At 43.2% G+C, this 22115-nt stretch carries 15 protein-coding genes; 4 read left to right on the top strand and 11 right to left on the bottom strand.

The genetic code is table 11. The annotated features are described in order from the left end of the window. Positions 1 to 340 precede the first annotated feature (340 nt). Positions 341 to 547, top strand: coding sequence for a cold-shock protein (locus FET73_RS02465; RefSeq protein WP_154222322.1), 207 nt, complete (start codon positions 341 to 343; stop codon positions 545 to 547). A gap of 75 nt (positions 548 to 622) precedes the next feature. Here the strand turns inward: FET73_RS02465 and acnD are convergent, their stop codons facing one another. The 7 genes from acnD to hppD form a co-directional block, all read right to left on the bottom strand. Then, entirely contained in the window at positions 623 to 3211 is a 2589-nt protein-coding gene (gene acnD, locus FET73_RS02470) for a Fe/S-dependent 2-methylisocitrate dehydratase AcnD (RefSeq protein ID WP_154222323.1), read from the bottom strand. Between the two features lie 184 nt (positions 3212 to 3395). After that, positions 3396 to 3551 (bottom strand): hypothetical protein, encoded by a 156-nt coding sequence (locus tag FET73_RS02475; RefSeq protein ID WP_154222324.1) that lies wholly within the window; start codon positions 3549 to 3551, stop codon positions 3396 to 3398. Positions 3552 to 3577: 26 nt separating this feature from the next. After that, positions 3578 to 5848, bottom strand: coding sequence for a TIGR03032 family protein (locus FET73_RS02480; RefSeq protein ID WP_154222325.1), 2271 nt, complete (start codon positions 5846 to 5848; stop codon positions 3578 to 3580). Positions 5849 to 5974: 126 nt separating this feature from the next. Then, entirely contained in the window at positions 5975 to 8245 is a 2271-nt protein-coding gene (locus tag FET73_RS02485) for a M36 family metallopeptidase (protein ID WP_154222326.1), read from the bottom strand. A 212-nt stretch (positions 8246 to 8457) separates the two neighbouring features. Then, positions 8458 to 9438, bottom strand: coding sequence for a fumarylacetoacetate hydrolase family protein (locus tag FET73_RS02490; RefSeq protein ID WP_154222327.1), 981 nt, complete (start codon positions 9436 to 9438; stop codon positions 8458 to 8460). Between the two features lie 39 nt (positions 9439 to 9477). Then, complete coding sequence (locus FET73_RS02495; protein ID WP_154222328.1) at positions 9478 to 10608, bottom strand: homogentisate 1,2-dioxygenase; 1131 nt, start codon at positions 10606 to 10608, stop codon at positions 9478 to 9480. Next, complete coding sequence (gene hppD / locus FET73_RS02500; RefSeq protein ID WP_154222329.1) at positions 10608 to 11639, bottom strand: 4-hydroxyphenylpyruvate dioxygenase; 1032 nt, start codon at positions 11637 to 11639, stop codon at positions 10608 to 10610. The genes FET73_RS02495 and hppD overlap by 1 nt, the downstream gene beginning before the upstream one ends. Before the next feature lie 181 nt (positions 11640 to 11820). On the opposite strand from hppD, the gene FET73_RS02505 reads away from it, so the two are divergent. Then, a complete protein-coding gene (locus FET73_RS02505) occupies positions 11821 to 12243 on the top strand; it encodes a MarR family winged helix-turn-helix transcriptional regulator (protein WP_154222330.1) in 423 nt (140 codons plus the stop codon). A gap of 29 nt (positions 12244 to 12272) precedes the next feature. Here FET73_RS02505 and FET73_RS02510 read toward each other — a convergent pair whose 3' ends face one another. Continuing rightward, positions 12273 to 12818 carry a hypothetical protein gene (locus tag FET73_RS02510; protein ID WP_154222331.1) on the bottom strand — a complete coding sequence of 182 codons (546 nt, stop codon included), beginning with the start codon at positions 12816 to 12818 and terminating at the stop codon, positions 12273 to 12275. 478 nt (positions 12819 to 13296) lie between these two features. On the opposite strand from FET73_RS02510, the gene FET73_RS02515 reads away from it, so the two are divergent. Next, positions 13297 to 15687 carry a S8 family serine peptidase gene (locus tag FET73_RS02515; RefSeq protein ID WP_154222332.1) on the top strand — a complete coding sequence of 797 codons (2391 nt, stop codon included), beginning with the start codon at positions 13297 to 13299 and terminating at the stop codon, positions 15685 to 15687. A gap of 304 nt (positions 15688 to 15991) precedes the next feature. Here FET73_RS02515 and FET73_RS02520 read toward each other — a convergent pair whose 3' ends face one another. Further along, positions 15992 to 17872 carry an ATP-binding cassette domain-containing protein gene (locus FET73_RS02520; RefSeq protein ID WP_154222333.1) on the bottom strand — a complete coding sequence of 627 codons (1881 nt, stop codon included), beginning with the start codon at positions 17870 to 17872 and terminating at the stop codon, positions 15992 to 15994. 158 nt (positions 17873 to 18030) lie between these two features. Here FET73_RS02520 and FET73_RS02525 point away from each other — a divergent pair, with 158 nt between their 5' ends. Continuing rightward, complete coding sequence (locus tag FET73_RS02525) at positions 18031 to 20502, top strand: bifunctional serine/threonine-protein kinase/formylglycine-generating enzyme family protein (RefSeq protein WP_154222334.1); 2472 nt, start codon at positions 18031 to 18033, stop codon at positions 20500 to 20502. Here FET73_RS02525 and FET73_RS02530 read toward each other — a convergent pair. Both FET73_RS02530 and FET73_RS02535 read right to left on the bottom strand, forming a co-directional pair. Further along, positions 20499 to 21485, bottom strand: a complete 987-nt coding sequence (locus FET73_RS02530) for a serine/threonine dehydratase (RefSeq protein WP_154222335.1) — start codon at positions 21483 to 21485, stop codon at positions 20499 to 20501. The genes FET73_RS02525 and FET73_RS02530 overlap by 4 nt on opposite strands. Further along, positions 21479 to 22099 carry a DUF938 domain-containing protein gene (locus tag FET73_RS02535; protein ID WP_154222336.1) on the bottom strand — a complete coding sequence of 207 codons (621 nt, stop codon included), beginning with the start codon at positions 22097 to 22099 and terminating at the stop codon, positions 21479 to 21481. The genes FET73_RS02530 and FET73_RS02535 overlap by 7 nt, the downstream gene beginning before the upstream one ends. Between the last annotated feature and the right edge of the window lie 16 nt (positions 22100 to 22115).

The raw sequence follows: 22115 nt of genomic DNA on the forward strand, positions 1-22115 counted from the left end.
CACAAACAGAGAATTCAGAGAACATTTAAAGTACTTAATCATCAATAATTATGTTTTTATTGGTTCATTCAGGTAATTTTCAGTATTATAGGTTATAATGGGCGCAAATCAGACGTTGAAGCAGTTTAATTATTGCTGATTCGGTTTGAGAATATAAGCACTTATACATCCTAACAAGTCTATCTTGTGATCAATAACTCCTTCTGTTCTAAACTTCTGCGTTACCTATTTAATACTTTGTAATATTGAATTCTGATTTATTTTAAAATTCTTGCATCGAAACGGTGAATTCGATTGTTGGATTATTTATTTTTCACCAAAACAAAGAAGATATTATATTATGAGTAAAGGTACAGTAAAGTGGTTCAACCCAGAAAAAGGTTTCGGTTTTATCACTCCAGAAGGTGGCAGTAAAGATTTGTTTGTTCATCACACAGCCATTCAAAGTGGCGGCGGATTCGCTACATTAGACGAAGGTCAAGCCGTTGAATTTGAAGTTGGAGAAGGCCAAAAAGGTCCTTGCGCCAACAATGTAATTCCTCTATAAGAGCACGTTACAAATTCAGTAAAGAAAAGCCGGTCTTGTACCGGCTTTTTTATGCGCTATATTTTTAACTGTGGCTTAATTTTCTGCTAAGAAATCGTTGGCAAAACGTTGTAACACCCCACCGGCTTCATAAATCAACACTTCTTCGGCTGTGTCTAGGCGGTTTTTCACTGGAATGGTGGCGGTCTCACCATTTTTTCTGGTCATCAGCACTTGCATGTCAGAACCTGGCGTGATTTCACCTTGGACATCGTATGTTTCGCTGCCATCAATAGCGTATGTTTTGCGGGTCTCATCATTGGTAAATTCCAAAGGCAAGATACCCATGCCAATCAAGTTTTGTCTGTGGATTCTTTCAAAGCCTTCTGCCACAATCACTTCAACACCAGCCAAACGAACACCTTTGGCGGCCCAATCTCGTGATGAGCCTTGGCCGTAATCGGCACCGGCGATAATAATCAAAGGTTGTTTACGGTTCATGTAGGTTTCAATCGTTTCCCACATGCGCATTTCAGTACCCTCTGGCTCTAGACGTGCCAGCGAACCTTGTTTGATGTCGCCGTTTTCATCCCTCACCATTTCGTTCAATAACTTAGGATTAGCAAAAGTCGCTCGCTGTGCGGTTAAGTGATCACCTCGGTGGGTTGCATAGGAATTAAAGTCTTCCTCTGGCAAGCCCATTTTGTGAAGATAAGCACCGGCTGCACTGGACATTTGAATGGCGTTAGATGGCGACAAATGGTCGGTGGTGATGTTATCACCCAGAACAGCCAATGGCCTCATGCCTTTCATGGTTCGTGGCGCTGCCAGCGCACCTTCCCAATAAGGTGGTCTTTGAATGTAAGTGGACTTCACATCCCAGTCGTATAAAGGCTTGGTGTGCTTGGCAATGATGTCTTGGACATTGAACATTGGCTCGTACACTTGGCTGAAATGTTCTGGCTTCACGCTTTGTTTGATCACCGCGTTGACTTCTTCATCTGAAGGCCAAATGTCTTTCAAGCGAATGTCATTGCCATCGGCATCTTGTCCCAACACGTCTTTTTCGATGTCAAAACGAATCGAGCCCGCTATTGCATATGCCACCACCAACGGCGGCGATGCCAAAAACGCTTGATCGGCGTGTGGATGAATGCGGCCATCGAAATTTCTGTTACCTGACAGTACCGCTGTTGAGTACAGGTCGCGCTCTTCAATTTCTTGTTTAATCTTTGGATCAAGCGCACCACTCATACCATTACAGGAAGTGCAGGCGTATCCAACCACACCGAAGCCCAATTGTTCTAATTCAGGCAATAATTTGGACTCTTCTAAATACAAGGTCACGGCTTTAGAACCAGGTGCCAATGATGTCTTAACCCAAGGTTTACGGGTTAGACCCAACTTATTGGCATTGCGGGCGATTAAACCGGCGGCAACCATGTTTTTTGGATTTGAAGTGTTGGTACATGAAGTAATCGCCGCAATAATACAAGCACCATCTGGCATCAAGCCATCTTTCGAAGAATAATCACCAGCAATCCCCTTGGCTGCCAAATCATCAACAGACAAACGTGCATGCGGATTAGAGGGGCCGGCTAAATTTCTGCCCACTGATGACATATCAAAAGTTAAAACCCGCTCGTATTCGGCACCTTTCAAGTCATCTGACCACAAACCAGTGGCTTTGGCATAAGTTTCCACCAATTTCACCTGTTCAGGATCACGACCAGTCAAGGTCAAATACTCCAAAGTTTGTTCATCAATCGAAAACATCGCTGCCGATGCGCCAAACTCTGGCGTCATGTTTGAAATCGTGGCACGGTCTCCCAAGGTCAAGGCTGATGCACCTTCACCATAAAATTCAATGTACGATGAAACCACTTTTTCATTGCGTAAAAACTCAGTCAAAGCCAATACCATGTCGGTACTGGTGATGCCTGGCTGCGGTTTGCCGGTTAATTCAACGCCAATGATGTCTGGTAAACGCATGTATGAAGCTCGGCCTAACATCACACTTTCTGCTTCCAAACCACCCACACCCAATGCGATCACACCCAAGGCATCGACCATCGGTGTGTGACTGTCGGTACCCACCAAAGTATCAGGAAAAGCCACTCCATCGCGTGATTGAATCACTGGCGACATGCGTTCTAAATTAATTTGGTGCATGATGCCGTTACCTGGCGGCACCACATTGACGTTTTTGAATGCGGTTTTACACCAGTTAATGAAATGGAAACGGTCTTTGTTTCTGCGGTCTTCAATGGCGCGGTTTTTCTCAAATGCATCTTTTTCAAAACCGGCATGTTCGACAGCCAAAGAATGGTCAACAATCAATTGTGTCGGCACAACCGGATTAATCTGCGATGGGTCACCACCTTTTTCAGCAATCGCATCACGCAATCCCGCCAAATCTACAAAAGCCGTTTGGCCCAAGATGTCATGACACACCACCCGTGCTGGGAACCATGGAAAATCCAAATCGCGTTTACGCTCAATGATTTGTTTCAAAGAATCAGTCAACTGTTCCGCAGGACAACGCCTGACCAAATTTTCTGCCAACACCTTTGAGGTGTAAGGCAGTTTGGCATATGCGCCAGCTTCAATGGCATCGACGGCTGCTTGTGTGTCAAAGTAATCCAGTTCAGTACCGGGTAATTTCTTGCAGAATTTTGTATTCATATTGGGTCCCTGTATTGTTATTGACCATGATCGGATTGTAATTAGGTCGTCATCAGATCTAAAGAGTTTTCAAGCCATGAATTTTACACTTTTAAGTAAAATATTTCAGCAACCATAAAACATTCGACAAACATAAAAAAAGCCCAATAAAGTCGGGGCTTTTCATGTTTAAGTTTAGTTTTGGCTATTCAAAACCATCTTTGAATATGACATCTGTGTATTCAAAAGCACACACATCACAATCTGCTGTGCCATCGACAATGATCGTACCAGCACATGCGGCAGATGACAACTCCAGCAACAAAGCCGCAATTTTGCAACAAAAGACTGACTTAACCAAGCGCCTTTTTTCAAGTACTTTATTCTCTATTTAAAAGATGCATCCACAACATCTAAAATTGACTGCCAATTTTGGCCACTTTTTTTCCTGAACAGTTTAACTGACGGATACCATGGGCTTAGTTCCGTATCGGTATGCCAACGCCAATCAGCGTGATCACATAAGAGCACATAAGTCGGTTTACCCAAAGCTGCCGCTAAATGCGCGATGGCTGTATCTACCGTAATGACCAAATCCAACTGTTCAATCAATGCCGCCGTTCTGGCATAACCCGGCAATTCTGGCTCTAAATCCAAAACATCATGTTGCTTCAACAGTTCACGCTCATCCGCTTTGATGGGCATTTGCAAAGAATAAAATGTGTGATCAGAATTTCTAGTGACTGAAAGTAATTCAGCCAATGGTATAGACCTGCTTTCATTATTGGCATGGGTAAAAGCGCCCGTCCAAGACAGGCCAATTTTTTTGCCCGTGCTGTTTTTGGCTTTCAATTGACTGACCACCACTTGAGGTGGCACAGTGACGTATTTTTCGGGCGCAGGTATATTGTCTATTGTCACACCTAAATATCGCGGCACCGACATCAATGGCACAAACACATCGAATAAATCAGAACTGAGCGCACCGGGAATGCGACTTTGGCTGACGCCAGGAATTTCGGCCACCAAAGGTGCTAAGTTTTCAGGGCCAAAATAAATCAATTCTTTACAGCGTTTTGACAGCTCGGTCAAAAATCGCCAAAACATGATGTGGTCACCATTGCCCTGTTCTGAGTGTACCAACAGTATTTTGTCACTGATGTCTTCACCTTGCCATTGTGGCTTGTCACACTTGAATGGCACAAACTGCGGTGTTTGCCAACGCCAATCATATTCAACCCAACCTTCGGTATATTGCTTTTGCTTCAATAACAACATGCCTTTGTTCATGTGTGCTTTGGCAAACTGCTGATCTGCTTCTATGGACTTATTGAAACATTGCATGGCCTGAACATCATCGCCCATGGCCGCATGGGCATTACCCAAAGAATTCATGGCTTCGGCATTATTAGGGCTTGATTTCAACACCTTTCCTAATTGAATTACGGCATCAGACCAAGCCTTGGAATCAACAAGACAAAGTCCATACTGGTGATTTGTTTGTTCATGATCAGGAAAATGCTTCAAAGTTTCTTGGTATAAACTGATGGCTTCTTTTAATTCCCCGTTCACATGCGCCCGCGAAGCTGCATCAAGCATACCTTGAACAGGATCAACTGGTGCCAAATTATTCAATACCGCATCTGACAACTCATAAGATTGCGCCAAAAATGGACTTTGTTCATCAACAATGGCAGCAAATTGATGTGGCAGCACTTTGATTTCAAAAACCTCTTGGACATTGCCCGTAAAGACAAGAAAAGCCACAATTTGGCCATTCGTGGTATCCACAACCCAAACACCACTTTGACGTTCTTCCACTCGCTTGGTCAAAGGTAATCCTGCAAAAGTGGCGCTTTCTCTGATTTGTGACAAGCCAATGATGGCATAGCGGTCAATAAAGTCTAATCCACGTGCAAAACCGGGAAGCTCTGAAACCACTTCAGGCGCTTTTCCTGTTTCCATGCGCATCAATTGTCCGGAGCCTGATGACAAAAACCACAAGGCGTTGTTAAACCAACGAGGCGAATGCGGCATACACAAACCATCGACAAGCACTTTATTGGTGGTGATGTCCATGATTTGGCCGCCGGAAATTTTATTCTTGCGCCAGCCACCAGGTTCATCTGATGCGCCCAACATGCTGACATATCGAGGCACACCATCACGAAAACCCAAGCCATTCAAGTGACAGCGGTCTGTTAAATCATAAGCAGAGATAAAGGGCGGTCGCCATTCAGGTTTAAAACTGTTGTCATTATCTAAGGTCGCCAAGCAAGACATTTTGGTATTGATAAACCACAACTTATCAAATTTGTCATAGCCCATTTCATGGATATCTATGGCGCCAGTGATGTGCTTTTTCCTTGGTAAATAACAGGCATCAACCTGTTCACCCTGTCCCACTTTGGGACCTACCGCTGCTAAATTTCTGAAGGTCGATATACTGGCAGCACCACCAATCGCTAATTCATTGTTGCGTTTGGCAATGCCCATAGGTCGGTCAAAAGCCATAAAGTGTGTGTTCACACCTTGGGCATGAGGTCTGACCATAACCACCTGACCTGCTTGATATGTGGTCACCAAGAGATTACATTTCCCTAAAGTGAGTAACTGGCGGAAAGAGTCGGTTGATTGACTGGAAAATGTTTCTGTCATGATCTGCTTGGATGCTATAAATATCAGATAATTATGCCATGCATTTTTTATGAATTAAACCTCAATGTTTATGACACAAAAAAACCCGAGGCCATGCTCGGGTTTTTTTGTGAAGTGCATGCTTATTCAATCGACATTGAATTCAAAGCCATGTTTAAAGATGATGTCAGTTGGCCCTTCACACTCAGCAGGAATGTCAAATGATTCAGTTTCATCTCCAGTGGCATTAACGTTGCCACTGTCAGCACCAACGCCCAATCCACGCTTGGCGAAGCCTTTCCAGATTTCACACTGGTTGGCACCGGCATTATTTTGTTGATCCGCCAACAAAATGCCGTCACGTCCATCTATAAAACCAGGGTTACAGCCTTGCAATTTCAACCCATCCATAACCAACTGCAATGCCATGTTATTGCCGCCTGTTCCTTGATATAAATCTGCATCAAATCCATACTTATCTACCAAGTTCCAGTAAACCTCCCAAAGCATCACGGCCCATATTGAACCTACATAATGCGGACTGCCATTGGCAAATTCTAAATCTTCAAATGTGTGCGGGTTAACTTGCATGTCACGACTGTAAGGGTATGTACGTATGCCCCTGTTGTTTTGTGTGGCATATGAACCCATGGTCATGGCCTGGTCTGCAGTGTCACTGCTGTCAGCAGTCATGAAGAGTGCAAAATAATCACTCCAACCTTCACCCATCTGTTCAGCAGTTTGTAAACAACTGGCATTACCTGCACCACCGGTTAAACGATTCGAAATGCCATGACCATACTCATGAATAATGATGCCATTGTCAAAGTCACTGTCGCGATCTACATTGGCTTTTTTCATGGTAACGTTCACACCATTGACCAATTCATTTTTTAATATATCACCATTGCTTTGTCCCAAGGACAAAGTAGGAATGGTGACTTGGCCGCCATTGGTTCCTTCGCCCATGCTCATCGCTTCGTCACCTGCATTATTGACAATAATTACAGCAGAAGCTCCGGCATTTTCGGCATTCAAAGCTTTGTCACCAAATTCGCATGAACCGCGATCAATCAAAGCAATATTGCCTGGGGTGAATCCATTAATAGCTGTACAAGCATCAGAAGTTGTGTCTGTACCGTCATCTACCAATTCCAAATCACCGGTGACTCCTGTTGGCGTGACTTCACCACCAAATCCCGCACCAGCTGTATATGGGCCTGCAATGTTAGCAGGGGCATTGACCAGAAAACTCAAAGGTGCATTGAAATAATACATTTGCATGCGAGGGCGAGAACCGTCAGGAGGGGTGCCAAAATTGGCGTTATTGGTACCATTACCATCTTGTGCATCTGCATTGACTGCATCTCCATCATTACCACTGTTGCCATAGTTTTTTTCTTGGAAATTACCTGATGCTTCGTCAAAACCATAGTGGTACATCAAGTCATGTATGATGTTATTCCAGTAAAATAAATTCACAATGGCTGAGTCTAAATTTTGTTCTTGATCAGGGTTCACAGCAGGATTCCATGGCACGTCAAACACCAAACCAGCACCACCATCAGGCCTCGAACCACCTGAATTATTGGCATCCAAATCATCTTGAGCGAATACATTATTTCCTCGCGTATCTGTGTATTCAGCCCCAGCAATTCCATCTGTATCATGCCAACCGTAAGGCGATGCATCCATGTCTTCAGGGTTGGTTACGGTAGCCAAAGCATAGCCAGTGTCTGTTGGCGATTCACTTGGAAAAGGAATCACATCATAAGATGCATGTGCTGACCAGTTATATTGGCTCAGGATGTCACCGGTGTTGGCATCAACCCTGATGCTCCACCAATTTTCACCTTCTTGAATTTGCATATCCCACGCCAACCTGGGTTGTTGGTTTTTATCAGCTTGATAAACCAATTTAACCGGAATATCTTCTCTAGATATACCGTCACCTAAATAGGTTGTTGCACGATTCACACCTTGCTCTGTATTCAAGCGGTAAGTAGGCATGGTGGTTTGCAAACCCAATTGATTGGCCACAGACATAATGGCTTGGTCCGCAGATATGGTGGTTCGAGTGTCATTGGCTTTAGTAGCTGCTTGTGGAATGAAACGGTTGTGGATATTGATGACCTGACCATTTTTATCCAAGTTGACCTCAACATCAGCACCTTCAACTTCAATCCCGTTAATATGCTGTCGAAGAACTATATGTGAAATACCATTGTGCTGACTTTTGAAACTGCTTAAAACTTGTGCTTCAGACAAGTCTTGATCTGAAATATTTAACTCAGCTGAACGACTGGTTAATTGTGATTTCGCCCATGCCAATTCTTGCGACATATTGGAATCAATCCCTGCTGAGGTAGGCCCATACAATGCAGCCAATACAGCTGCCACCATGGTTTTCTTTATCATTCTTACTCCTCTCTATTTTACTTACCCTTTTTATATGGGCTTAAAAAAACAGCGGCCGATAGTATACAAGTTCACCACAAATAGCCACCTAAACATCCAAATAATGACTAAAGCGCGCAAAAAGCTTACAAATGTACGCCCAAACCACATCTCAAGACAAAAAAAAGCCTGAATTGAATTCAGGCTAATTTAAGTCATTTAACTTTAGGGTATTAATATTTGACTATTTTTTGCTCAATTGTGCCAAAAATATTGTGATTTGACTCATCTGTGATTTCAATCTTCACAGAATCACCAAATTGCATGAACGGCGTACTAGGCTTGCCATCGGCGATCACTTCCAGAACGCGTTTTTCAGCCAAACAAGTCGAGCCTTTGGCCATGTCTTGGTTGGCAATCGTACCTGAACCGATGATGGCACCAGCGGCCAATGGCCGTGTTTTTGCTGCATGCGCGACCAATTGTGCAAAATCAAACTGCATGTCAACGCCACAATTGGGCTCACCGAACCATTCGCCATTCAACCAAGTGCGCATCGGTAAATGAATCTTATTGTCACGCCACGCATCACCCAACTCATCAGGTGTTACAAAGAAAGGCGATAAAGCCGTGCGGGGTTTAGATTGCATGAACCCAAAGCCTTTGGCTAATTCTGCTGGTATCAAATTACGCAAAGAGACGTCATTCAAAATACAAATCAGTTGAATATATTGACCGGCATCCTCGCTTGACACATTCATAGGCACATCTGATGTAATCACAGCCGCCTCTGCTTCAAAGTCGATGCCGTACTCTTCGCTGACCACTTCGATGTCTTGGTTGTGTGCCAAAAAGCCATCACTGACCGCTTGGTACATCAAAGGGTCTTCCAAGAAACTCGGTGGCATATCTGCACCACGGGCGCGACGTACACGTTCCACATGCGCTAAATAGGCACTGCCATCAAGAAACTGAAAAGCACGTGGCAATGGTGCCAACAGCTGATTAAAATCAATCTCAAAAGCATCATTCACACCGCCGTCATTCAAGTGCTGAGAAACCGTATTCAGTTGTGGTGCGATGTTATTCCAATCATCCAAGGCCGCCTGCATGGTCATGGCGATTTGTGGCACTTTGACTGCATGTGTGCCGGCTTTGTTGACGACGATCAATTGACCGTCTCTGGTTTGGTTGTTAATGGTTGCTAGTTTCATTTTATATTCCTTATTAGTTTTCCTGCTATTGAGGAACTGTTATTTATCTTCTTTCCAAGAATCCACATAATCAGGCCACTCGACCTGTTCTGCCGCATCGCACACTTCCAATGGATCACGTGTGTCTATCATCACAGCGACTTCTTCAGTCATGGCATTTTTCTGTTTGAAAGCATTTTTCATGGCTTTCGGGTGTGGACCATGTGTGAATCCTGTTGGGTGCAATGTGATCATGCCTGGGTGTATGTTATCACGTGAGAAAAAATTTCCTGAGTGGTAAAACAGCACTTCATCAAAGTCGTCATTGTTGTGATAAAAAGGCACTTTCAATGCCTCTGGGTCTGTTTCAAACAGTCGCGGTACAAAAGTACAGACAATAAATCGGTTACCCAGGAACGTGGTGTGTGCCGAAGGCGGCACATGAAAACGGTGGCTCATGACTGGAGAAATATCACGCCAATTCAAAGCCAAAGGCATCAAATCACCTTGCCAACCAATCGCATCCAATGGATTGAAAGGGTATTCTATGGTGGATAATTTCTGTAATCGCTTAACGAATACGGTTGTGTCAGTATCACTGTATTGCGCCTTGAATTCATCGTTGATTTCTGGCGTGCGGTAAACGGCATTATCAACAATGGCATTCGGGCCTAACAAACCTTTGTCAGGCGATTGGTAGTGGCCATTGGTCGCTTCTATCATCAAAATTTGACATGGATTTTGCATTTCCAATCGCCACATGGTGCCTTTGGGCAACATCAGATAGTCACCTTCTTTGATGGTCAAATGACCATAGTCACAAAACAAATCAGCCGTGCCTTGATGAAAGAACAACAAATCATCGCCGTCGGCATTGCGTACCAGATGATTCATGCTTTGGTCCATTTGCATGAAGCGTATCTTCACACTGTTATTTTTCAATAGCACATGGGCATCCCATGGCGTACTTTGTTGTGAACCAAACAGGTTTGCATCGAAAGCACGCGGCCTGATGTCACCTTCAAAATGTGTCCAGCCGGTGTGTTTGTGTGTGTGGTAAAAATGTGAAACCGGCCCAAAAAAACCTTCTTTGCCCATTTCACGTTCATAACTGTTTTCTGGAAAGCCAATGTGGGCTTGTTTTGCCACCTTGCCTTGCTTTTTATAGAATTTAAACCACTTACCATTCATTATAGGTACCCACGTTTTTTCTGATCCAACTCAATCGACTCAAACAAAGCTTGGAAATTACCTTCACCGAAACCTTCATTGCCTTTGCGCTGAATGATTTCAAAAAAGATGGGGCCAATGTTGGTTTTGGTAAAAATTTGTAACAATTGTTGCTTTCCTGTTTCTTGGTCAGCATCAATCAATATGTGGTTCTTTTGCATGCGTTCAACATCTTCGTCATGCTCAGGCACACGTCGATCAATGATGCTGTAATAAGTATCTGGAGTTTCCAAAAAGTCCATCCCACAAGCGCGCATGGATTCTACAGTTTCATAAATATTTTCAGTGTACAAAGCGATGTGCTGAATGCCTTCACCTTGGTATTCATCCAAGTATTCATTGATTTGTGACTTGGGGTCTTCTGATTCGTTCAAAGGAATTTTAACAGAGCCGTTTGGGCTGGTCATGGCTTTAGAAACCAAACCTGTTTTTGCGCCTTTGATGTCAAAATAACGAATCTCTGTAAAATCAAACAAGTCTTCATAGTACTTGCTCCACTTTTCCATGTTGCCAAAATAAACGTTGTGCGTCAGGTGATCAATAAAAGTCACACCAAAACCAGTAGGTGTTTGATTGGCTCCAACGATGTCATCAAACTCAGCAACCAAAACATCAGCATAAGATTCAGGCGTCAATAAATACAATGCCGCATCACCAATCCCTTTAATCGCAGGGAAATTCAGTCCATTGTTCACGGTTAATTTTTCAGAACCACCTTTTAATGTGTGTGCCAAAGCCGCCTCGGCATCATCAAAAAAGATAGAAAAGCCACAGGCACACGGGCCATGTGCTTCACTGAAATCATGAGCAAAGCCATTAACAGACTCATTAACAAATAAGTCAATGCCATTTTGGCGGTATAATGTAATCGGTAATTCTTTGTGCTTTTTTACTGCGACAAAACCCATTTGACGAAATAATTGGTGCAAGCCTTCGGCATTGTTATTGGCTGCAAATTCGATAAAACCGAAACCATTGATGGTAACTGACATGTGCTTCCTCTGTGTAATTATTTAATGGATGATATTATAGCGGCATTTAGTTTCATTTGAAACCATTTGGTTTCAAATGAAACCTTATATACTTAAAAATTATATATTTACAATGTGAAATAGCATCAAAACCACCTTTCTGTCGCTTCGCTATTGTTAGATTTTGTGTTTTAATATACTGATGGAACTGAATGATTTTTTACCTTACCGCCTGTCTATCTTGAGTTTAAAGGTGTCTAAGGGCATCGCCAAACATTATGAAAGTCGATTTGGCATCAACACGTCAGAATGGCGCATCTTGGTGATTTTGTATAAAAACCCAGAGATCAATGCCAAAGAAATTGGCCAATTAAGCCAAATGGACAAAGTCCGCATCAGCCGTACGGTAAAATCATTAGTGATTAAGTCGTATTTAGAACAAACCACAGACCCCAATGATGCCCGCTCAAGGATTTACCAACTCAGCCAGTCAGGAAAAATTTTGATGCGAGCCGTGATTCCAGATGCCTTGCGTTATGAAGAACAGCTGCTGGCTCAGTTAACCAAAACCGAACAACAACAGCTGCATCATTTGATTGAAAAACTGGAATCTTTGACAGAATAAACTACCATAACATTCTCAATTTCAGTTCTTTATTTTAATTCTTCGTAAAACAAACACAAAGCCACATCACGAGCGGCATTACTGACCGCGCCCCAAAGTGAATCTGCCATGACTAAAAGGCAACCATTATCACATTGTGTTGTTGGGGCTGGCGGTTTAGAAACAAAGCTCAACCAACTTGCATATGCCATTCCAAGTGCAGCAAAATGTTGTCCACAATTTCCTCTTGTTGCGACAGGTGGAACCCATGTGCTGTCCATTGACGAATAATAACCCTTCTGACCTTCCCAAAACTTTAATTCTTTTTCAGACACTTCTATATCAAATTTCTCAAATAAAGTTGTTTCTAGTCGCTCATTACTGCTAGACCTGAGAGAATAACTACCTTCTAAAAAATTCAATTCCGCAAAATACTCTTTGCTTTGTTTGTCATCAAACTGATGAAACTTAAAAACAGGCCCCTCGATTTCAAAATGATTAGATTCAGAAGACTTAAGTTCACCGGGACTACAGGTTATTGCATCGGCAAATGATGCCAAGTACAAGAACAAAAAACATATAAATAATTTATTCATTTACAATCTCTTTAAAATTTTATTAATACTCAGCTTCATCACATCAATAAAGTGACAAAACCACTTGATGCATCCGCTACAAACTTGAAAGAAATAGAAATAGAAATGGTGCCACATTCCTTGCTATTATTTTGATTGAGCGCGTGTGTGATGCGCTTATCACTCTAACAAGATAATTTATGAGCATCTATACTTGTCTAGACTTTTTATCCGAACTCAAACTATCAGAATAAAGCCCTGATTCCAGATGCTATGATATATAAAAACACCTGATATATTTGATTGAAAAACTGAGTGATTTGAACGTTTAAACTGAGCCTTTGGCGTTGCTGTTTTAAACACGGACCTCTTGATTCAAAGCCACATACATAAGAATATCTAATCCTCCTAAATACTTTTTTAATAGGTAGTGCTGTTTTTTGTTGCATTTTGCACTAAAAACCACTATTTTCCCAACTCCAACAATAATGAGATAACTATGAATTTCAATCCACTGAAACTCACTACGATTGCAATTTGTGGTCTCGGCGCCAGCAGTTTATGTTTAGCCCAAGACGATAAATCTGTCTATATGATTCAATTTAATGACGCACCTTTACTAGAATACAAAGGCGACAATGCAAAATTTCAGGCCACCAGCCCTGCCATAACAAAAGAAAGAAAACCCAACCTACAATCTAGAGCATCGCAAACTTATTTGTCTTACCTGGAACAAGTTCAAAGCGAACAATTAAGTCAAATTTCTCAACAGATTGGACGAGAAATCAATTATAAATTTCAATATAAACTAGCACAAAACGGTGCGGCTTTAGAGTTATCGGCAGGTGAAGCTGCTCAACTGGCTAATATGCCAGGTATCAAAGCAATTGCCAAAGATGTTATTTATGAAATCAACACAGATGCTGGCCCAAGTTTCATTGGTGCTGACTCTTTGTGGAGTGGCAGCAGCATGCCAAACAACATGCCTAACAAAGGTGAAGGTGTTGTGATTGCCGTATTGGATACAGGCATAAACATGGATCATGCCTCTTATTCTGACACACCAGAAGATGGTTATGACTTTGCTTCAGCCAACCCACTTGGGGCAGGTAATTTCTTAGGAGAATGCGCCGGAGTCAACCCAACAGTAACATGTAACAACAAACTTATCGGTGCTTATGACTTTGCAGGTGATGGACCTGAAGACACCAACGGTCATGGTTCACACACAGCAGGAACTGCTGCTGGTAACCACATCACTGCACCTCAAGGTGGTTTTGTAACAACCAGCAATGTCACTTTGGATGCTCCGAGTATTTCAGGTGTGGCTCCTCATGCCCATATCATTGCCTATGATGTATGTACATCTGGCTGTGCGGGTGCGGCTATTTCCGGCGCAATTGATCAAGCCATTACCGATGGCGTTGACGTACTCAGCTTTTCAATTTCAGGCGGCACCAGCCCATGGTCATCTTTTGACAATGACCGTTTATTCCTGAATGCTTTGAATGCGGGTATCGTCGTTTCGGCATCTGCAGGTAATACCAGAGACAATAATCCCAACCCTGAAACTGATGTCAATCACAAAGGTCCATGGTTATTGTCTGTTGCCAACTCAACACACAACCGCGCCAATTCCAATACAGTTAATATCACTGGCCCAGGACAAATTCCAGCTCAGTTAGTAAACATGTACGGTTTATTAGGAGTTCGTGATAATTTTGTTCAAGATGTTGATGCAGACATCATTTATGCTGGTGATGTTGACGTCAATAATTTTGAAGGCTGTACTGCGTGGACAGGAACACCATTTACCGGCTCTATTGCTTTGATTAGCCGTGGTAGCTGCAACTTTTCAGCCAAAATTGACAATGCAGCAGCAGCTGGTGCAGAGGCTGTAATTATATACAACAACCAAAGCCCTGTTCCTATCGTCATGGGTGGCATCGAAACTACCACAATTCCAGCTGTTATGGTTGGCTTAACCGACGGTAATAATATGGTTGACTGGATTGCCAATGCCGTGACACAAGCCACTGCCAGTATACTGGGAACCTCAGAGTATCGCTTGATTGATGCAGTGGGAGATACTTTAGCTGCCAGCAGTTTGCGTGGCCCTAACTTGACATTTGATGTGACTAAACCTGACATCAACGGTCCTGGTTCTAACATTTTAGCCGCCTACCAAGATGCTGGAGCAGCGGCACCACAACTTGAATTTCTTTCAGGTACATCAATGTCAGCACCTCACATTTCTGGTGCGGCAGCCCTGATGGTTGCAGCACATCCTGACTGGAGTCCTTCTGAAATCAAGTCAGCCATGATGATGACTGCAAGTTATGCCACAAATAAGAAAGATAACGGTACAGATCCTGCTGATGCAGATGACATCGGTAGTGGTACTGTTGACTTAACTCAAGCAGCTTTGGCTGGTTTGGTGATGGATGAAACGTTTGCCAATTATTTAGCGGCTGATCCTGCTGCCTTGGGTGGTGATCCAAAAACCTTGAACATCCCCAGTGCCAGAAACCAAAATTGTAACCCAGATTGCTCATGGACTCGCACAGTAAAAACTACCATGGCTGAAGGAACAACATGGGATATCAGCACAGAAACAGATGGTAATTTCACTTTGTCTGTAAGTGCCAATGAATTTTCATTCGATCCGGAAGATTTGATCTTTGCAGACTCTTTTGATGACACGCCACCACCACCTAGCACACGTGATGTAGAATTTACATTTACATTCACTGCCAGCGCGGTAGCTGACATAGAAGCCGGCATGGCTTTTGGTAAAGTTATTCTTACTGAACGTGATGGAAAAGCACCAGATGCACACATCACTGTTACGGTGAACCTGAATGAACCAACTGGTTTTACTGTTCCTTAAGAGGAATCGCATGTTTCAATGCCCTGTTTTCGCAGGGTATTGAACTGTAAAAATATCCCCTCTCTATTTGAGGGGATAATTTATGCTTTGTATTAAAGTGAGCCTAGCTCAGTTAACAGACCAGCAAACCCAATTCACCCTGATAAAATACCTAAGGATTGACATTCTAATCCACCAGTCTAATGCAAAATTATTTGCAGCAAGCACAACAATTGGTAGCTTACCAATCACAGGATTGTGAAATCACAAAAAAATACACAAAATATATCACTTAAGATTGGATTACTTTTTCTGGTTTATTGTATTAACCTTTGGCTTCCAATTCATCCCAGCGACTGAATTTTTTATTCAGTTCTGCTTCTACTTCTGCCAATTCGGTGGTGACTTTCTTGATGGTGTCACCGTCTTGTTGATAAAAAGCGGGATCTGCCACTTGGGCTGACAAGGCTTCCATTTGTGTTTCTAAGACATCAATTTCAGCAGGCAGTTGTTCAAGCTCATGTTTTTCTTTGAAGCTCAATTTGACTTTATCACTTTTTGGCTTTTCCTTCGCTGGCTTGACATCAGATTTGGGCTTGGCTTCAACTGGCTTGGCTTTGATTTCTGGTCGTTTGGTTTGACGCAGGTAATCTTCATAACCACCGACGTATTCATTGACTTGGTACTGACCGTCCTCTGGGTATTCAAAAACTATGGTTTGTGTACAGACACTGTCGATGAAGTCCCTGTCATGGCTGATTAGCAGGACGGTGCCTTGAAAATCGAACAGCAAATCCTGTAACAAATCCAATGTTTCCATGTCCAAATCATTGGTCGGTTCGTCCATCACCAGTAGATTAGCCGGCCTTGCGAATAAACGTGCCAGTAACAAACGCGAACGCTCACCACCGGACAACACTGAAGCTGGCCCACGGATTTTTTCTGCTGTGAACAAGAAGTCTTGAAGGTATGAAATCACATGGCGTGGTTTACCATTGATGGTAACAAAGTCGGTGCCCAACTGAAGGTTGTTTTCAACCGTGTCATCGTCATTGATGGCTTGTTTTAATTGATCAAAATAAGCCACTTCTAGGTTGGTCCCTAGTTTGATGCTGCCCGCTTGTGGTTCCAGCTCCCCCAACAGCAAATTGACCAGCGTGGTTTTACCGACACCATTGGGGCCGATGATGCCCACTTTGTCGCCACGCATGATTTTGGTTGAAAAATCGTTGAGTATTTTTTTGTCTGGGTAATTGAAGTCAACTTTATGCGCAACCACCACTTTTTTACCACTCGCATCGGCGACATTAATTTCAGCTTTTGAACTGCCTGACTGTGTTCGGCGACCGGCTTTGGCTTCACGCAAAGCAATCAAATCTTTGACTCGACTTTGACTTCTGGTGCGGCGGGCTTTCACGCCTTGTCTGACCCACACTTCTTCTTGACTGAGTTTTTTGTCAGAACGCTCCCACTCTTTTATTTGTGACTGTAACCGTTCTTCTCGGCGCACCAAATAAGTATCATAATCGCAATCATAGGAAACAATGTCTCCACGATCCAATTCTAAAATACCGTTGGCAATTTGTTTCAAAAAGGTCCTGTCATGGGTCACGAAAACCACAGCACAATGCAATTTATTGATAAACCCTTGTAACCACACAATGCTTTCAATGTCCAAATGATTGGTCGGCTCATCCAGTAACAATATATCTGGATTCTGAACCAGTGCAGCAGCTAAGTTCACACGCCTGCGCACACCACCGGACAAACTCTTGATATTAAGGCTTTCAGATAAGTTAAGCCGAGAAACAACAGACTCAATGCGTTGCAGCGCTTCCCAGCCATCATTTTCATCAATGATTTGTTGCCACTGACCCATTTTATCCATGTCGGTTTCAGTTTCATAAGCAGCCAGTGCTTCACCCACTTTACCCAAGGATCGCAATAAAAATTGATGTACTGTGAGGTCATCTCTTTTGGCAGCATCTTGTACCATCATGGCCACTTTAATACCATCTTGGCGTACGACTTGACCATCATCTATAGGCAAATCACCTGACAATATTTGTAACAATGTGGATTTTCCTTCACCATTTCTACCAATAAGGGCCAATTTCTGACCTTTTTCGATAGAAAAGCTGACGTTGTCTAAGATGGGTTTGGCACCGAAGTCAATCGACACCTGATCAAAGCTGAGTAAGGGCATGGGCTAGAAAAATAAGGGCATTGTAACAAATAGACTGCATTAATTGATATCATCCTTTGTCTTTTTCAATACCCAGAAATTTGAAGCCAATCACAAAAGGATAAAATTTAAAAAACACAATAAATAGGGTAAAATCATTATATGCAAGCAAAGCCATTATGTTGAAATCAGTTCCCAGTGCCAATATACACATACCAGACCACACCATCATTGAAAAGATTGGTTCAGGCGGCATGTCTTCGGTCTATTTGGGCAGACAAATATCTTTGCAAAGAAAGGTCGCGATCAAAGTATTAAAAACCTTGGTCATGGACAACCAAGATTTGGCAGAACGGTTTGTTCATGAAGCCAAAACCATTGCTTCTTTGGACCACCCTCACATCATCACCATTTATGAAGCCAAGAAATTATCTTCAGGCCTGACTTACTTCACCATGCCTTATTTGAATCATGGTAATTTTGGTGACATCATTTGCACCAATGCAGATCACTTGATTGATTTGTTGTGTCAAATATGTGAAGGGTTGGCTTTCGCCCATAACCGTGGTGTGATTCATAGAGACCTCAAGCCTGACAACATCCTGTTTGATCAGTTTGGTCAACTTAAAATTGCTGACTTTGGTATTGCATTGAGTAAAGACACCGAACGTCGGACGAAGGATGAACAAATTTTGGGCAGTGCACATTTCATGAGCCCCGAGCAAATTCAAACACGTGACATCAATTACCTGAGTGACATCTACAGCTTGGGTTGTATCATTTATGAAAAATTGACCGGTGACCACGTTTATGAGGCCAACAACGATTTTGCGGTTTTATTAGCACACATCAATAAGGCCCCACCAGAACTGCCTAAGGCTTTGTCAAAGTGGCAACCGATTTTAAATCGCTGTCTGGCAAAAAAACCAGAAGACCGATACCAATCCGCACTGGAATTAAAAGAAGATTTATTGGCCATCAGAAGCCACAAAGGCAATACCGTTTCAAAACAAAAACGCCAACCACTGTCTTTACCTGCTTGGCTTAAACCTTGGCAGGCAGGGGCAGTTTGTGCAACCTTGTTGGTGATGGTTTTGGCCGTTGTTCTTTGGCCCAGCAACAAAACCGGCACACAACAACCCTTAAATAATGCCAGTTTACCCAGCCCCCTAGACAACATACTAGATAATACCATCACTGAAGTCGAGTCGGCACAAGCCCTGAATAACAATGAGCCTGACTCAACAAATACCACAACCCAGGCTGACAGCAGTGCTGTCGTTCCAGCTGAAACAACAGAAGAAGCTGAAACTGCCCAACTGGTGGCGCTTGAGTCATCCGCTGTTGTCACTGAAGTCAATCCATTTGAAGCTACCATCTTGCCTGATGAAATTGAAGCATTTGAAGCATTTTCAGATGAGGCTCCAGAAACAACTGCCGAAGCCGTTTTATCAGATGACCCATTGGCCATAGACATCAGCTCAATGGTTGTGCTGGATGAAAATGGTCAAGTCATTGACTCACCCGAAAATTACGTGGATTTGCTATTGGCCCAGGGACAAGCGTTGTTGAAAAAATACCGTCTGACTAAACCATCCGGCGAAAGCGCCATTGATCGATTTAAAGCGGTTTTAGCCATTGAACCAGAGAATATTTCCGCCAAAGAAGGCATCAATCAAATCGCAAGGTATTACCTCAGGTTGGTTCAAAGTAAACAAAAATCAGGTGATTTAGCTAAAGCACAAGTTTATGCCAAAGCCATGGTCAGTTTTGCCGATGCTGAAGGTGTTGATATCAATTTGTTTGAGTATGATATTAAAAAGATTTCTGATTCAGCCACAGCAGCCATTACTGAAGCGATTGCTGATCGTCGCAAAAATAAAAGTGTTGAAGCGTTATTTGCTTTGAACATGGTTTTTGATTCCAGCCCTGAATCGCAAGCGTTATTCACACAATACCAACAAATTCCACAGTTGGGCCTGGTTATTAACTCTGAATCAAGCCACAACATGGTTTTTGTTCCCGGTCAAACCAGCAAACAAGATTTCATGGTTTCCCAAAACGAAGTCACCGTGGCGCAATACAAAGCGTTCGCAGGAGAAAACGCCAGCAAAGACAAATGTGAACACTTGGGTAGCAAAGGAATTTTTAAAAGATACTCTTGGCTCAAGCCTCCCTTCGACCAAACCAACACCCACCCTGTTGTTTGTATTACAGCAACTGAAGCACAGGCTTATGCCAACTGGTTAAGCCAAAAAACGGGTCACAATTATCGACTCCCTACTGCTACCGAATGGCAAACTTTAAACAAGGTTTCTGGCCAAGCTAACAACTGTCAGCAAGCCAATCTGGCTGGAACAGAAACAAACAGCAAATCTAAAATCACAGACAACCCACTTTCATGTCAAGACGCCCACATGTACACCGCAGCGGCAGGTAGCTTTGCCGCCCAAAATAACATCAACGACATCAATGGCAATGTGGCTGAATGGACCTTAGATTGCACCACAGGAGCTGACTGTCAACAATTTGCTTTGGCCGGTAATTCTTGGTCTAGTGGGCAAGGTGAAAAAAACACCCGCATCAATAAAACCAGCAAAGACACACGTGTATCACATGCTGGATTTCGATTGGTCAGAACTTTTGATTAAAGCCGTGGTGGATTAGCCAAATGGTCATCGGCCCAAACCTTACGCATGTGTGATTCATCGATGTTTCCACCTGACAAAATCACCAACACTTTTTGTCGTTTCTGCTTATTTTTCAGCCACTGACAAACCGCACCCATGGTCATGGCAGACGTCGGTTCCACATGCAGTTTCAACACATGCTGTAACCATTGCGTCCAATAGGCAATGTCATGCTCGTCCACTTCATAGAAGGCATCTAAAGCCATTAAATGTTCAAAGGTTTTATCACCCACCGACAAAGTCATCGCACCATCAGCCAGAGTGTCCGGACTGCTACCTAAAACTTGTATCGCTCCTGCCCTGATGGATTCTGCCGCATCATTACCATTCAATGGCTCTGCTCCCACCACTTGGCACGTGGCCGACAATCCACGCACTGCCGCCAAAGTACCAGACAACAATCCACCGCCGCCACAAGGGGCAAACACCGCATTAGGCTCGTCTTTCATTTGTGACCAAGCTTCTAGGGCTGCCGTGCCTTGACCTGCCATCACCGCTTCGTCATTAAATGGTGGAATCCAAAAGGTGCCTGGTTCTTCAGCCGCTTCCGACACAAGTTGATCGACTTCTTGTCGCGTGTCAGCCAAAACCACTTCCGCACCATAGGCACGAGTCGCCTGTGCTTTGACTTGTGATGCAAAGCTCGGCATGTAAATGGTGGCATCTATACCAAAAGTTCTGGCACTCCAAGCCACTGCTTGGGCGTGGTTGCCAGAAGAGTTAGCAACGACCCTTTTGACCTCACCATGCGCTTCCATCAGCTTTTGAACTGCATTACAGCCACCACGCGCTTTAAAAGCACCCACTTTTTGAAAACATTCGGCTTTGAAATACACTTCATGACCCAACCATTGATTGAGCAAAGACGAAGTCACCACAGGTGTTTTATTGATATAAGGTGTTATTCGTTCGGCTGCACGTTGTATGTCAGTTAGTTTTAACATTTATTAAATACCAAACAGCGGTTGTTGGCCGGCATGGTAACGTCTTTTAATAATTTTATTTGCTCAGCCTGCATCAATTCACAAACCGCTTCAAAATCTCTGATACCGCTCAAGGCATCTTTGTTTTTTAACCAAATATCAAAATCTGCATTAGAATCTGATGTGAATTCACCATCATAATTGAACGGCCCATAAATTAACACACGAGCCCCTGCCTTCAAATGTTGACCCAAGTCTTTGATCAATGTTTGCACACATGCCCAAGACATGATGTGCAATGTATTCACGGTCATGACAACATCTGGAACGAAATCGGCATCGACCCCAGGAAAAGCTGTTGAACCTGCCTGATAGTGCAGTGGCGGCTTGATGTTTTGAGCGTCAGATTCAGCCAACCATTGCTTGATACCTTGGTGATTTTCCAACAATTCACTGGTATGCCAAGTAACGTTCGGCAATTGCGGCGCCATAAAGACGGCATGTTGCCCAGTTCCAGAACCCAGCTCCAAGATGTGCTTATCATCTGTTCTGATGATTGAATTCAACACATCAAAAATCACTTGTTGGTTGCGCTCACAGGATGGTGCGAATGGTTTTTCTGTGACTTTTGTCATCTGACTTTTTGACTGG

Source organism: Marinicella rhabdoformis (assembly GCF_009671245.1).
In the GTDB taxonomy this organism is placed as follows: domain Bacteria; phylum Pseudomonadota; class Gammaproteobacteria; order Xanthomonadales; family Marinicellaceae; genus Marinicella; species Marinicella rhabdoformis.